Below are 14,233 nucleotides of genomic sequence, written 5' to 3'. Positions count from 1 at the left end.
TTAGCGCCGTTCTTTTCTCACTCGCTCAATGTGAAAAGCGAGAAACATAATCTCTTCGGTGGTCAGTTGGCGCTGATAAGTACAAACCAGATGCCCGGCCACTTTTTCGGCGCACTTCCATGCCAGCGGATAATTCTCTTTCACCACCTGGTGCACTGAGGCATCGTCATTTTCCACCACCGTGCGATTCAGCATGCGCTGGGCAAAAAACTTCAGATGCGTCACAAAGCGGTGGTAGCTCAGGGATTCCTGGTCATATTCCAACTTCAACTGGTACTGCACGATATGCAGAATCTCTTGCATCACTTTGGTGATATGCATCACTTCCGGCATTTCACTTTTCAACTGCGCCGTGACCAGATGCAGCGCGATAAACCCCGCTTCATCTTCCGGCAGCTCAACCGCTAAGCGTTTGGCAAGGATTGCCCGCGCTTGTTGGCCCAGTTCAAACTCTTTGGGATAAAGGCGTTTGATTTCCCACATCAGCACATTACGGATCACCACCCCTTTTTTCTGCCGCTCAATGGCAAAGTAGCAGTGGTCGGTCAGCGTGATGTAAAGGCTCTCTTGCAACTTCCCCAGGCGACTTTGCGCCAGCTCAATAATGCGATCGCAGGCGGTGATCACCTCCAGCGGGATTTGCTTGAGCAGTTCCCCCAGGCGGCGCACCAGTTCATCACTTTGCAGGGCAAAAATTTTTTCGATGCTGCCTGCCTCTATCCGATCACCGGCGCGTTTTTGAAACGCGATGCCCCTCCCCATCACCACCTGTTCACGTTGATTCTCATCGAGCACCACCGCGACGTTATTGTTTAATATTTTGGCGATCCGCATTGCGCCGTCGGGCAACACGCCGGAAACGGGGGGGCGATCGTCAACTTGCGGAGCCATTAGCGAAGCAACGCCTGGTATTGCGCTTCGTATTGCGGCGCATTCCATTGACCATCAAAGACGGTCAGGGTGATATAGCCCTTGTTTAACCAGCCGCTATCGGTGTCCGCCTCGCTCGGCGTCAGTATTTTCTCGCTCAGCACCTGCTGTGCGCGCCCATCTTCAAGCAGGGTGTAGCTGTGCTGCGGCTGCGGGAACTGCTCGTTGCCGATGTATTTCTCACCTTTAATCGCGCTTTTCGAAAGCGGTGGGTAATTGATGCTCAGCCCCGAACCGACCGGTAGCAATGCCTGACCTGGCTGCCATTTGTCATGGAGTTTGTCCACCAGCGACACCACATAATCGACGGAATCCGGCCAGTATTTGTGCGTGCTCGGCCAGCCGGCTTTTTGTTCCTCGACCGTCAGCAAATAACCGATGCTGGCGGCAATGGCCGGGTAGCCATAACGGATGGCGCGCGCCGCGGCGCCAACCGTGCCGGAGTTGATCTGGGTGACGCCGGTGTTTGGTCCATCGTTAACACCTGAAATGACCAGGTCGGGCGGGTTCTCTTTCAGCACGCCAAGCAGGCCGAAATCCAACGCATCCGCAGGCGTGCCGGGGAAGCAGTAGCGTTTATCGCCGATTTTTTTGACGTCGAAAATCTTATTGGGTTTGAAGGTGATCGCCGAGCCAATCCCGCTTTGATTGGTGGCTGGCGCGACCATCCAGACATCAAAACCTTTGGCCGCCAGTTTTTCTTGCAAGGAGAGTGTGCCGACCGAATCACAGCCGTCGTCATTGACCAGTAAAATGCGCATTGCGCGTTCGGCCGCCTGTGCGCCGGTCGTCGCAAGTGTCGTTATCAAAAGTGCCAGTAACGTTTTCTTCATGATGAAACTCCTTGTTATTTAAGCAGACCGAATTTGTATTCCATCGTCACCCCGCCACCGACGCCTTTCGAGCGGTGGAACCCGCGCTTATCCTCCGTAAGCGATGGTTTGCCGTTCACTAACTTCCAGCTGTAACTTGGGCCGAACCCGGCAAAAAAGGATAAACCCGCCACGTCTTTGGGCGCCCACGCCACAAACCCGCCATATTCCCATTGGGTTAATGAAACATCCTGATATCGCGCACCGAAACCATAATGACTAAAAAGGCCGAGAGTTAATTCTGGTGACAGTGAATATTTCCCGTACCAATAAAGCATCTGCTCGCCGTCATTGACATAATCATTACCTTCGCCATCGGCCGGGCTATTAAATGCGCCTCGGGTATTCTTGCCCATATGCCAATAAAATTGACCTAACCCGCCATCCAGTTTCGCTTTTGTTTTTGACCAGCCGATTCCAGATTCAATATCGTGATATTGATATCCTGCCAGGGCGAAAATATGTTGTGCGCTGTGCGTAAATCCTCGCGCGCCTTCCCATTCACTGAGCCCACGATTGTAATACCAGGCACTGCGAAATAAGAGACTCTCCCCTTCCGTGACAGGATGCGAGAATTGTGCTTCCAATCCCTGACGTAAAAGGTAATTATCGCTTTCGCCCGCAAGCCAGGTGATTTGCATATTATTTGCCGGGCGCCAGCTTACGTCCCCCGTCACAATATGATCGATGCGTTTATTGCTTTTTAACGTATAAAAGTGGCGCTTTTCAGGTTCATCGCGTTCAGAAAAACGGGTGACCCAGGCGGCGCGGGCGGAGATATTCCCCAGGCCGCTTTCCATGCTGACGCCTTGCCAGGTGCTCGGTGCTGCGCGGCTGTGCGTCACGCTGAGTACGCCGAATTTGTAAAGCTGCTTCCAGCCCGCGTACAGCCTGGCATAGGCCGCGTCATCCCCCCATTTCAGCTTCCCGTAGATCTGGCCAATTTTGTTGAAGCCTTCCGCATGCCCGTTGTTATCGCGCAGCAGGTCACGCCCGGCGAAATCGTCATTGGCATACAGCTTCGCAACGCTGTACCAGGACGCGTCAACCCCGATAACATCCCCGAACCAGCCGCTCTGGTAATCCAGCAGCGCGCCTTGTGCCCAGGCTTTCTGATCGCCAATACCTGCCGCCTCGTTCTGATTACTGGTATTCAGCATCCAGACATTTTTCAGCGTGACCGAAAATTGGCTATTTTCAATAAATCCCTGTGTGTTGAACGGCTCATCACTGGCAAAAGCGCTGGTGGCACTTAAACCAGAAATGAATACCAAAGGTAAAGCAAATTTTATTGCATCCATGATGGTTAATTCCGTTTTTAATCGCTGGTCACCAAAATACTTTTGTAATAATTCCTAAATTAGCGTCCCAGACAATTCCTTTTAATTATTTCGAGTAACTTCTCTAAGTTACAAATACCGTTAAAACAAAAAAACCCAAACCTTGAATCCTCTCACTGAGAATTCAGAAAGTTTAGGTTTTGCCTGTCAAACAGTAACAACCCTGACATGTCGTGAGAAGATAAATACCATCTCAATCAAAAATAATCTACGCGCAATTTTACCAAGTGTTAAAAATGTGACTCAGCTAACGCTACGATTATTTTAAGTATATTCCCCGATTATTTCCGTTGATTATATTTTAACGCGCTCGATGGCCACGGAAATTTCCGCAGATGTTTTATAAGTCCGTATTTCAGCAAACAGATCGCTGGCTTCATTATATTCTTTGCGTAAATACCCCAGCCATTGTTTAATGCGCGCGACATGATAAAGCCCGGTATCGCCCTGTTTCTCCAGGCGGGTGTATTTTGCCAGCAGCGCGACCACATCCGGCCACGGCATGCGCGGCTCGTTGTATTTCACCACGCGGCTGAGGTTTGGCACATTCAGCGCGCCCCGGCCAATCATCACTGCATCGCAACCGGTGGCAGTCATGCACTGCTGCGCGCTTTGCCAGTCCCAAATTTCACCATTCGCGATAACCGGGATCGATAAACGCTGGCGGATTTCACCGATGGCCTGCCAGTTAATGCACTCGGCTTTGTAACCCTCTTCTTTTGTGCGCCCGTGCACCGCAAGCTCGCTGGCGCCCGCCTGTTGCACGGCATCGGCAATCTCAAACTGCCGCGCCGAACTGTCCCAGCCGAGACGCACTTTTACCGTCACCGGAAGATGCGACGGCACCGCTTCACGCATCGCTTTCGCGCCGCGATAAATCAGTTCCGGATCTTTGAGCAGTGTCGCGCCGCCGCCGCTACCGTTAACCAACTTCGACGGGCAACCGCAATTGAGATCTACGCCCCACGAACCCAGCTCGACGGCGCGCGCCGCGTTTTCCGCCAGCCACTGCGGGTATTGACCAAGCAGTTGAATGCGCACCAGCGTGCCAGAGGGGGTGCGGCTTTGCCGCTGTAACTCGGGGCAAATTTTATGGAAGGATTTGACCGGCAGCAGTTGATCGACCACGCGCAAAAACTCGGTGATGCACAGATCGTAATCGTTAACCTCGGTCAGCAGCTCACGCACCAGCGAATCGAGTACGCCTTCCATTGGAGCCAGTAATACACGCATAAATCACCCCGGAAAAATGAGGCGACATAGTAGCGACTCTCTCCGGGCGTGGAAAGCGCCTTTATCACCCTCCGGCAAAAGATCCGCTTCACACTCTGCCGCCAGCAATTCACGAATTTGTAACAGGACGAATTTTATTCGGTTACACTCCGCCAAACGGATTTACACGGACGAATCCCGCATAACGCGACGCTCACCGCTGACAGGTGAACGGCGTTATGCATAAAACAGTAAGGAAGCTTATGAAAAAACATCTGTTTTTATCTGCCTTTATCCTGATGATTCCCGCCGCGCGTAGCGCATTGCCGCATGATTCCGTAATGATCGTCACAACACCGGTTTCATCTCCCCTTGAAGTCGTCACCTCACCCAAAAGGTCCCACCAGCCCCTTTCCGCCAGCGATGGCGCGCAATACCTGCAAACCCTCCCCGGTTTTTCGCAAATCCGTAATGGCGGCACCAATGGCGATCCGCTTTTTCGCGGCATGTTCGGTTCCCGTTTGCGTATTTTGACCAATAACGGCGAAATACTCGGTGCCTGCGGCGGCAGAATGGATTCCCCCACGTCGTATCTCGCGCCTGAAAATTTTGACCTTCTTACCCTTATCAAAGGGCCAGAAACGGTGCTTTGGGGGCCGGGTAACTCCGCCGGGACGGTACGTTTTGATCGCGAGCCACCGCGTTTCAATAAGCCCGGCGTTCAAGGAATTGCCAGCATGCTTGCGGCTTCTAACCAACGCCTGGATAAAACTGCCGATCTCAGCCTCGGCAGCGAAACGGGGTATTTGCGCCTGACCGGCAACACTTCCCGCGCGGGCGATTACAAAGCCGGTAACGGTGAGCGCGTGCCATCGAAATGGCAAAAATGGAATGGCGATATGGCGCTCGGTTGGACACCGGATAAAGAGACGCTGTTCGAGTTAACGGCGGGCAAAGGCGACGGGGAAGCCCGCTACGCCGGGCGTGGCATGGACGGGTCGCAATTTAAGCGCGAAAGTGTCGGTGCGCAGGTGGAGAAATCCCACATTGGCGACGTATTCGATAAATTTGAAGCCAACATTTACAGCAACTATGCCGACCACATTATGGATAACTTCTCGTTACGTTCGCCGCCCATGAAACCAATGGCGAAGCGCGTTGACCGCCGCACTACTGGCGCAAGAGTGATGGGAACCTGGTTATGGTCGGCTGTTGAACTGCGCAGCGGAACGGATGCACAACGCAACACACATCGTCGCCTTCATCATCACCGTTGGGTCAAAGATGCCCGTTTCGATGATGCTGGCCTGTTCAGCGAGTTAACCTGGCATGCCACTGAGCAGAGCCACGTGATTAGCGGCGCGCGTTTCGATCGCGTAAAAGTCACACATTTTGCCTCACAGCGTAAAGCGACATTACCTGCCGGGTTTACGCGTCTGGAACATCATTTGGCGGATATTCCGGTAATGATGTATGCGGGAATCGGTTATACCGAACGTTTCCCCGACTACTGGGAACTCTTTTCGCCGCGTCGCGGCTTTGACATCAACAGTGTGAAAACCGAGAAAACCACCCAATTGGATATTGGCGCGCACTATGCCGGCGCGCGCCTGAATAGCTGGGTGTCCGCGTATATTGGCCGGATTAATGATTACATCCTGTTTCGCTATGATTCGGCGCCCGCCAAAACACGCCAGGTGGATAACATTGATGCCACCATTATGGGCGGCGAAGCGGGTGTCAGTTACGCGTTGACCGAAAACTGGAAAAGCGAGGCCAGCGTGGCGTATTCATGGGGGAAAAATGACGATGAACACCGGGCATTAGCGCAAATCCCCCCACTTGAAGCCCATTTGGGGCTGACATGGACGCGTGGCAACTGGAGCAGCAGCGGCCTGCTGCGCCTTGTCAGCAGCCAGCATCGCGTGGCGATTAACGAAGGCAATGTTGTCGGCAAAGATTTTGCCGCCAGTGCGGGGTTTGCGGTGCTCTCGGCCAATGCCGCGTACAACGTAAATGAACATGTCAACATCAGCGCTGGAGTCGATAATCTCTTTAATAAGACCTACAGCGAACATTTGAACCTGGCCGGGAACGGCAGTTTTGGCTATTCGGCAAACACACCGATTGATGAACCCGGCAGAACCTGGTGGGGCAAGCTTAGCGTCACGTTCTGATGCACGGCACAAGGGCCGGAGATTCAGGTGAAATGCATAACGTTCCTGAATGGAATGTTTGGTATTCTCAGAATTCATGATGTGATCAGTAGCACGTTTTTCGCTTTAATTGTATGATGAATGCGTTTCGGCAAGGGCTTTCACCATGACTAAATCATTGAATATCATCTGGCAGTATCTTCGTGCTTTTGTGCTTATCTACGCGTGTTTATACGCCGGTATTTTTATCGCCTCCCTGCTGCCCTTCGCTATTCCGGGCAGCATTATTGGCATGCTGATTATGTTCGTGCTGCTGGCGCTGCAAATCTTGCCTGCCAAATGGGTTAATCCGGGCTGCTTCTTCTTTATTCGCTACATGGTGCTGTTGTTTGTGCCGATCGGCGTGGGGGTTATGCAGTATTACGACGTGTTGCGCGCGCAGTTCGGACCGATCGTGGTTTCCTGCGCGGTCAGCACCGCGATTGTCTTTTTAGTGGTGAGCTGGAGCACGCACCTGGTGCACGGCGAGCGTAAAGTGGCCGGACAAAAAGGTCGTAAAGAATGATGACGTATATCTGGTGGTCGCTGCCGTTAACGCTGGCGGTCTTTTTTGGCGCCCGCAAACTTGCCGCGCGGTTCAAATCACCGCTGTTAAACCCACTGCTGGTGGCGATGGTGGTGATTATCCCGATCCTGCTGGTGACCGGCACGCCGTATGACCACTATTTTCAGGGCAGCAAAATTCTCAACGATTTGCTGCAACCCGCCGTTGTAGCGCTCGCTTTCCCACTTTATGAACAGTTGCATCAGATTCGCGCGCGCTGGAAATCCATCATCACCATTTGTTTTATTGGCAGCCTGGTGGCGATGATCACCGGCACGCTGATTGCGCTGATGATGGGCGCGACGCCGCAAATTGCCGCTTCGATATTGCCGAAATCGGTCACGACGCCAATTGCGATGGCGGTTGGCGGCAGCATTGGCGGCATCCCGGCGATCAGCGCCGTGTGCGTGATTTTCGTGGGTGTGCTGGGCGCGGTATTTGGCCATACCTTGCTGAATCTGATGCGTATTCGCACCAAATCAGCGCGTGGGCTGGCAATGGGCACCGCATCCCATGCGCTGGGCACGGCGCGTTGTGCCGAGCTGGATTATCAGGAAGGCGCGTTCAGTTCGCTGGCGCTGGTGATTTGCGGGATCATCACTTCGCTGTTGGCCCCGTTTTTATTCCCGCTGATCCTGTTGATCTGGGGTTAAAAGTTGCGATACGTCGCGCAATTTTCATCCGAGTTTCATTAGTTGCACATAGAGTGTGAAATGAATCACACATAAGGACCATTCAGGCCCGTAAACTACGATTCCAATACACTGCTATGAGGCACTGCTATGCATTCACGTTTTCACACTGCTTTTCCCGGGCTTGCGGAGAATTTACAGGCCGCACTCGCTCCTATGCTGGCGGATACGCACTTCCCCGCCATGCTGAGCGCAGAGCAGGTGGCAACGTTGCAAAGCGCAACGCAACTGGACGCAGACGCACTGGCATTCGCCCTGCTGCCCCTCGCCGCCGCTTGCGCGCGCACCGACCTGTCCCATTTTAATGTCGGCGCGATTGCACGAGGCGTCAGCGGTAGCTGGTACTTCGGCGCCAATATGGAATTCCTCGGCGCAACCATGCAGCAAACCGTGCATGCGGAACAGAGCGCGGTGAGCCACGCCTGGCTGCGCGGTGAAAAAGCGCTGGCCTCGGTCACCGTCAACTACACGCCTTGCGGGCACTGCCGCCAGTTTATGAACGAACTGAACAGCGGCCTGAGCCTCGGCATCAACCTACCAGGCCGCGCGCCGCATACATTGGGTGATTACCTGCCGGATGCCTTTGGCCCGAAAGATCTGGAAATCAAAACGCTGCTGATGGATGAGCAGGACCACGGTTTCCCACTTCGCGGCGATGCGCTGGCGCAAGCGGCGATTACCGCCGCCAATAAGAGCCACTCGCCGTATACTCACTCCCCTTCCGGGGTTGCCATTGTTTGCCGCGATGGGCGGATTTTCATCGGCAGCTATGCGGAAAACGCCGCCTTTAACCCAACGCTCCCACCGCTGCAAGGCGCACTGAACTTGCTGAATCTGAATGGTTTTGATTATGCGGATATTGAACGTGCGACGCTGGCCGAGCGTGCTGATGCGCCGTTAACGCAGTGGGATGCCACGGTCGCGACGCTGCGGGCGTTGGGCTGCGAGAACGTCGAGCGCGTGCAGCTCTAATGCATTCACTACGGGTTACGGCCCGTAGTGATGAAAAAGCCCGCAATTGAGCCTGCGTTTCTTGCGCTTGCCGTGCGGGTAAAGTAGCCTGAGTGAAATTTCACTCCTGTACCGAGCCCGTTTCATGCTAAAGCGTTTTTTCTACAGCCTGTTAGTCCTGATCGGCCTGCTGCTGTTGACTGCGCTTGGTCTTGACCGCTGGATGAGCTGGAAAACCGCCCCCTATATCTACGACGATTTACAGGATCTCCCCTGGCGTCAGGTGGGTGTGGTGCTCGGCACCGCCAAATATTACCGCACCGGCGTTATCAACCAATATTATCGCTATCGCATTCAGGGCGCGCTAAACGCCTATAACAGTGGCAAGGTCAATTACCTGCTACTGAGCGGCGACAATGCGCTGCAAAGTTATAATGAGCCGGTCACCATGCGCAAAGATTTGATTGCCGCAGGTGTTGATCCCGCCGATATCGTGCTGGATTACGCCGGGTTCCGCACGCTGGACTCGATTGTCCGCACCCGCAAAGTGTTCGATACCAACGATTTCATCATCATCACGCAGCGTTTCCACTGCGAACGCGCGCTGTTTATCGCCCAGCATTTGGGCATCCAGGCGCAGTGTTACGCGGTGCCGTCACCAAAAGATATGTGGAGTGTGCGGGTGCGTGAGTTTGGTGCGCGGTTAGGCACCATCGCCGATTTGTACATGTTCAAACGCGAACCGCGTTTCCTTGGGCCGCCGGTGCCGATTCCTTCGATGCAAGAAGAAGTGCCGGACGACGCGCAAGGCTACCCGGCGGTGACCGCCGAGCAACTGAGCGAAATACAGAAGAAAGGGAAAAACTGACGGCGCGCCGCTAATTCATGGGCACATTGCGGCTGTTGCTTTTGACCGGACGAATAAGCGTAAACGCCCGCGCGATAAAACCCTGATGGTCAATTAACACTGACGAATTTTTATCCAACGTCCACATTCCATTCAGCGCATTAAATGGCAGAATAATCTCCCCTTCCGGGGTATTCACCAGGTAATCCCCGGTCTTTAAATAACCGGCGCTACAGATGATGCGCGCTGGCGGGTTATTTTTCATTCTGAATTCTATTTTGCGAAACCCGGTCTGCACGGTACAAAAATAGTAATAGGGCAAAGAGGTGATCTTGATATCACCCAGTGAGGCGATAATTTCGCCATCACGAAGTAATTCGACACCTCTTAAATAGAAACTGACCTGACTGTTTTTTTCATGCGGTGGGTGATCAACAACAAAATACACAAAATTCATAAGCGCCCCTGAGCTGCGGTTACAACTTTCACAGATTCATTCTTTCAAGCGTAAATAGCCATTTTGATGAAGGCATTCAGAATTCACTTAAAATTGACAGAATGTTCAAAGAGATGCGTTTGCCTATGTCCTCCTCAGCTCAAAAAGCAGGCACACAACAGCCCAGCAAATGCTGCCGATGAATGTTTGACAAGTTGGGGTACAGCGAAACGGTGCGGTCTTCTTAGTTTAGTGTGAATACACGATGCATTCTGGCTCCTTAATAATCACAACGATTAAATGAGCCTGGCATTGAAGTGAAAATTTAACAACTCAGAAAAGATGAAGTTTTTTTATTAGTGGCCGCCGAAGTTGGCTACGCGTTTTTCTGCATATCAATGAAATAAGAGCAAAAAAAAGCCCGCTTTGATAAGCGGGCTTGATTAGCCGTTCTGAATTATTTCTTACGTGCGTATTTCAGGGAGTCCAGCGCCACGGCGAAAATAATGATCCCGCCCTTGATGATGTACTGCCAGTACGGGTTGATACCGATATACGTCAGGCCGTAGTTGATCACAGTGAAGATGATAACACCGGTCACCACGCCAAGAACGGTACCCACGCCGCCGCTGAAGGAGACGCCGCCCACCACGCACGCGGCGATGGCATCCAGTTCATACATAAAGCCGAGGTTGTTGGTCGCTGAACCGATACGGCCCGCTTCCAGCATCCCGCCGAACGCATAGAACACACCGGACAGCGCATAAATCATCAGCAGGTTCAGCGCAACGTTCACGCCAGACACTTTTGCCGCTTCCGGGTTACCCCCGATGGCGAAAATGTTTTTGCCGAAGCGCGTTTTATTCCACAGCACCCAGACAAAAGCGACGGCGATCAACGCGTAGAAGGTGATGTACGACAAGCGGAAACTGCCCATCGCGATAAAGCCCTGCGTAAAGGTCGAGAAGCCACTGTCGAAGCCGGAAATCGGCGACGCGCCAACAAAGTCGTAATACAGGGAGTTGATACCGTAAACGATGATCATCGTACCCAGCGTGGTGATAAACGGTGTCACATTCAGGTAAGCAATGACAATACCGTTGACCAGGCCAATGACGGCGCCCACGGCGCAAACGATCAGGATAACCACCGGAATCGGCATAGTGGCCAGATCCGGGAAGACTTTGTTGGCGTTTTCCATCGATTGCAGCAGCGTTGCCGCCACCACCGCTGCCAGACCCACCTGGCGACCAGCGGAGAGATCCGTCCCCTGCGTCACGATCAGCCCTGCGACACCCAGCGCGATAATAATGCGCACGGAAGATTGGGTCAGAATATTGCTTAAGTTCAGCAAACTTAAGAACGTGGGATCCTGAAAAATAATAATGGCCAGTAACACTAAAAGAACAACGTAAATACCGCCGTCTTTCAGATAAGTGAGAAAAGTTTTTTTATTTAACGCACTCATGAGGAGCCCCTGATCTTAAAGGTGCAAAGACGCAAGACGGAGAATTTCGTTTTGCGTTGTCGTTTTAGTATCAACAATCCCGGAAACGAGGCCATTGCTCATTACCAGAATACGGTCAGTGATGCCTAACAACTCAGGCATTTCAGAGGAAATAATAATGATCCCCTTATTCTTTTTCGCCAGTTCAGCAATCAGCTGATAAATTTCAAACTTCGCACCAACGTCAATACCGCGCGTCGGTTCATCGAGCATTAAAATTTCCGGCTGCGTTAACAACCAGCGGCCAATAACGACTTTCTGCTGGTTACCACCAGACAACGAACCTATTTGCGTACGGTGTCCGGGTGTTTTAACGCGCATTGAATCAATAACCCATTGGGTATCGCTCTTCATGCGGCTGTTATCCAGCAAACCGACTTTGTTTTTGTAATTTTGAATATTTGAGATCAATGAGTTAAATCCGATATCCAAATACGCATAGATACCGGTAGAACGGCGTTCTTCAGTCACCAGCGCGAAGCCATTATTAATCGCTTCATTCGCACTATGGTTATTAATCTGCTTGCCATGCAGTTTGATAGTGCCTGCTGATTTCTCACGAATGCCAAATAAGGTTTCAACAATATCGGTACGTTTCGCGCCGACCAGACCGGCGATCCCGAGAATTTCGCCTTTATGCAGATCAAAGCTCACATCACGAATTGACGGCTGGCGCAACGAGGTCAAATTACGCACTTCAAGAATGGTTTCCCCCGGCGTGTTCTGCTTGTCCGGGAAGCGCTGGTTCAGGGAACGTCCCACCATCATGGCGATGATCTTGTCCATATCCAGCCCTTCCAGCGGCTGAGTGGCAATCCACTGGCCGTCGCGCAGGATAGTGATTTCATCACACAGCTGGAATATTTCTTCCATTTTATGGGAGATATAAACAATGCCGCAGCCGCGTTCTTTCAGCTTGCGGATAATTTTGAACAGATGATTGACCTCTTTTTCGGTCAGCGAAGAAGTAGGCTCGTCCATAATAACGATCTTGGCGTCATAGGAGAACGCTTTCGCTATTTCAATCATCTGCATCTGTGAAACGGATAATGTCCCTACGCGGGCGCGTGGATCGATATCAATATCCAGTTCATCGAAAATGTCTTTGGTATCACGGTACATTTTGTCCTGATCGACAAACATGCCTTTAGTTGGGTAACGCCCCAACCACATGTTATCCATCACGGAGCGTTGCAGCACCAGGTTTAATTCCTGGTGAACCATCGAAATACCATTTTCCAGCGCTTCTTTAGCGGAGTGGAAATCGATCTCTTTGCCCTGAAAAAGAATGCTGCCGGAATCTTTTTGATAGATCCCAAAAAGACATTTTAATAATGTTGATTTACCCGCACCGTTCTCACCCATTAATGCATGGATCGAGTGTGGACGAACTTTCAAATTGACATTATCGAGTGCCTTTACGCCTGGAAAAGACTTGTTGATATTGCTCATTTCCAACAAGAATTCACCTGACGACTGAGTATTATTGCTGACCATAATTCTACCTTGTTGGCCTGGCATATCATTTTTATAAATGGGCGTATTTTTCAATACGCCCAGTGAGAACAGTCTTACAAGAAATTATTTACTAGAGAACTGTGCCAAGTTGTCTTTATCAACACCGACGTAAGGAATGCGAACAATTTTGTTCTCAATTTTCCAGTCAGTGCCGTCAGCTGCGCCTTTACCGTCGGCGAGGTTTTTCGCCAGATCGAAGCTCGCTTTCGCCTGGTTGTTGGCATCGTTCAGCACGGTACCCGCCATCGCACCGGATTTAACCAGTGCCAGCGCTTCTGGCAGCGCATCCACGCCGAAGACCGGAATGGACGATTTGTTGTGCGCTTTCAGCGCTTCAACCGCGCCCATTGCCATCGCGTCGTTGTTAGCGATAACCACTTCGATTTTGTTCGCGTTCGGGCCAGAGAGCCAGGCGTCCATCTTATCTTTCGCCTGCGCGGTATCCCACATCGCGGTATCTAACGCCAGTTGCTGCGTTTTGATGCCTTTTTCGTTCAGCTCTTTGATGACGTAGGTAGTACGGGCTTCCGCATCCGGGTGGCCCGGCTCGCCTTTCAGCAGCACGAACTGGATTTGACCGTCTTTGTTCAGATCCCAGCCCTGGTTTGCTGCCCAGTGCTTGGCAATCAGGTCGCCCTGAATCACACCCGATTCTTTGGAATCAGTACCGACGTAATACGCTTTGTCATAGCTATCCAGCGCTTTACGGGAAGGTTCTTTGTTAAAGAAAACAACCGGAACGCTCTGACCACGCGCTTTCTCAATAACAGTCCCCGCCGCAGCCGGGTCAACCAGGTTGATCGCCAGTGCTTTTACGCCTTTCGCCAGCAGCACGTCGATCTGGTCGTTCTGTTTGGATTGGTCATTTTGGGAATCATTCATCAGCAGCTGAACATCCGGCGCTGCTTTGGCGTCTTTTTCGATAGCTTTGCGAACAACGGACATGAAGTTGTCATCGTATTTATAGATGGTCACACCAATGCGGGTATCCGCTGCGTGTGCAGCTGCGCCAAAAAGCATGCTTGCCATGACAGCAGACAGAGTCAACACCTTCTTATTCATGGTATCTCCGATATTTTTATATGCAGGGTAGTTCTTGTGAAAAATGCTCGGCGGGCCAGTATGTTACGAAGACGTTACTGACGACCGAAGTTCACTCTAAAAATCC

The 14,233-nt window shown here is 51.9% G+C and carries 13 protein-coding genes; 5 read left to right on the top strand and 8 right to left on the bottom strand.

Annotated features, from left to right (window positions below; all coding sequences use genetic code 11):
* The 4 genes from bglG to dusC form a co-directional block, all read right to left on the bottom strand.
* The gene (gene bglG, locus AAEY27_RS07840) at nucleotides 1–834 is read right to left on the bottom strand and encodes a transcriptional antiterminator BglG (RefSeq protein ID WP_342325503.1); all 834 of its coding nucleotides are present in this window, start codon (nucleotides 832–834) and stop codon (nucleotides 1–3) included.
* A 56-nt stretch (nucleotides 835–890) separates the two neighbouring features.
* Entirely contained in the window at nucleotides 891–1,763 is an 873-nt protein-coding gene (gene surE / locus AAEY27_RS07835; protein WP_342324420.1) for a 5'/3'-nucleotidase SurE, read from the bottom strand.
* A 14-nt stretch (nucleotides 1,764–1,777) separates the two neighbouring features.
* Complete coding sequence (locus AAEY27_RS07830; protein WP_342324419.1) at nucleotides 1,778–3,103, bottom strand: OprD family outer membrane porin; 1,326 nt, start codon at nucleotides 3,101–3,103, stop codon at nucleotides 1,778–1,780.
* Nucleotides 3,104–3,436: 333 nt separating this feature from the next.
* Nucleotides 3,437–4,375 carry a tRNA dihydrouridine(16) synthase DusC gene (gene dusC / locus AAEY27_RS07825; RefSeq protein ID WP_342324418.1) on the bottom strand — a complete coding sequence of 313 codons (939 nt, stop codon included), beginning with the start codon at nucleotides 4,373–4,375 and terminating at the stop codon, nucleotides 3,437–3,439.
* A 278-nt stretch (nucleotides 4,376–4,653) separates the two neighbouring features.
* Here dusC and AAEY27_RS07820 point away from each other — a divergent pair, with 278 nt between their 5' ends.
* The 5 genes from AAEY27_RS07820 to sanA all read left to right on the top strand — a co-directional run bounded on the left by AAEY27_RS07820 (nucleotide 4,654) and on the right by sanA (nucleotide 9,625).
* The gene (locus AAEY27_RS07820; RefSeq protein ID WP_342325501.1) at nucleotides 4,654–6,531 is read left to right on the top strand and encodes a TonB-dependent copper receptor; all 1,878 of its coding nucleotides are present in this window, start codon (nucleotides 4,654–4,656) and stop codon (nucleotides 6,529–6,531) included.
* Between the two features lie 145 nt (nucleotides 6,532–6,676).
* A complete protein-coding gene (locus AAEY27_RS07815) occupies nucleotides 6,677–7,075 on the top strand; it encodes a CidA/LrgA family protein (RefSeq protein WP_342324417.1) in 399 nt (132 codons plus the stop codon).
* Nucleotides 7,072–7,767: a CidB/LrgB family autolysis modulator gene (locus tag AAEY27_RS07810; protein ID WP_342324416.1), complete on the top strand. Its 696-nt coding sequence runs from the start codon at nucleotides 7,072–7,074 to the stop codon at nucleotides 7,765–7,767. Before AAEY27_RS07815 ends, AAEY27_RS07810 begins: the two co-directional genes overlap by 4 nt.
* A gap of 129 nt (nucleotides 7,768–7,896) precedes the next feature.
* Nucleotides 7,897–8,778, top strand: a complete 882-nt coding sequence (gene cdd / locus AAEY27_RS07805) for a cytidine deaminase (protein WP_342324415.1) — start codon at nucleotides 7,897–7,899, stop codon at nucleotides 8,776–8,778.
* Nucleotides 8,779–8,902: 124 nt separating this feature from the next.
* Nucleotides 8,903–9,625, top strand: coding sequence for an outer membrane permeability protein SanA (gene sanA, locus AAEY27_RS07800; RefSeq protein ID WP_342324413.1), 723 nt, complete (start codon nucleotides 8,903–8,905; stop codon nucleotides 9,623–9,625).
* A 10-nt stretch (nucleotides 9,626–9,635) separates the two neighbouring features.
* Here the strand turns inward: sanA and AAEY27_RS07795 are convergent, their stop codons facing one another.
* From AAEY27_RS07795 to mglB, 4 genes are all read right to left on the bottom strand, one after another.
* Entirely contained in the window at nucleotides 9,636–10,061 is a 426-nt protein-coding gene (locus AAEY27_RS07795; RefSeq protein WP_342324412.1) for a hypothetical protein, read from the bottom strand.
* Between the two features lie 436 nt (nucleotides 10,062–10,497).
* Nucleotides 10,498–11,508: a galactose/methyl galactoside ABC transporter permease MglC gene (gene mglC / locus AAEY27_RS07790; RefSeq protein ID WP_342324410.1), complete on the bottom strand. Its 1,011-nt coding sequence runs from the start codon at nucleotides 11,506–11,508 to the stop codon at nucleotides 10,498–10,500.
* 15 nt (nucleotides 11,509–11,523) lie between these two features.
* The gene (gene mglA, locus AAEY27_RS07785) at nucleotides 11,524–13,044 is read right to left on the bottom strand and encodes a galactose/methyl galactoside ABC transporter ATP-binding protein MglA (RefSeq protein WP_342324409.1); all 1,521 of its coding nucleotides are present in this window, start codon (nucleotides 13,042–13,044) and stop codon (nucleotides 11,524–11,526) included.
* A gap of 84 nt (nucleotides 13,045–13,128) precedes the next feature.
* Nucleotides 13,129–14,127 (bottom strand): galactose/glucose ABC transporter substrate-binding protein MglB, encoded by a 999-nt coding sequence (mglB, locus tag AAEY27_RS07780; RefSeq protein WP_342324407.1) that lies wholly within the window; start codon nucleotides 14,125–14,127, stop codon nucleotides 13,129–13,131.
* Nucleotides 14,128–14,233 lie beyond the last annotated feature (106 nt).

The organism is Kosakonia sp. BYX6, from assembly GCF_038449125.1.
GTDB classification, from domain to species: Bacteria; Pseudomonadota; Gammaproteobacteria; order Enterobacterales; family Enterobacteriaceae; genus Kosakonia; species Kosakonia calanthes.
The sequence above is the reverse complement of the archived record's forward strand: the minus strand, read 5'-3'. Positions and strand labels throughout refer to the sequence as shown.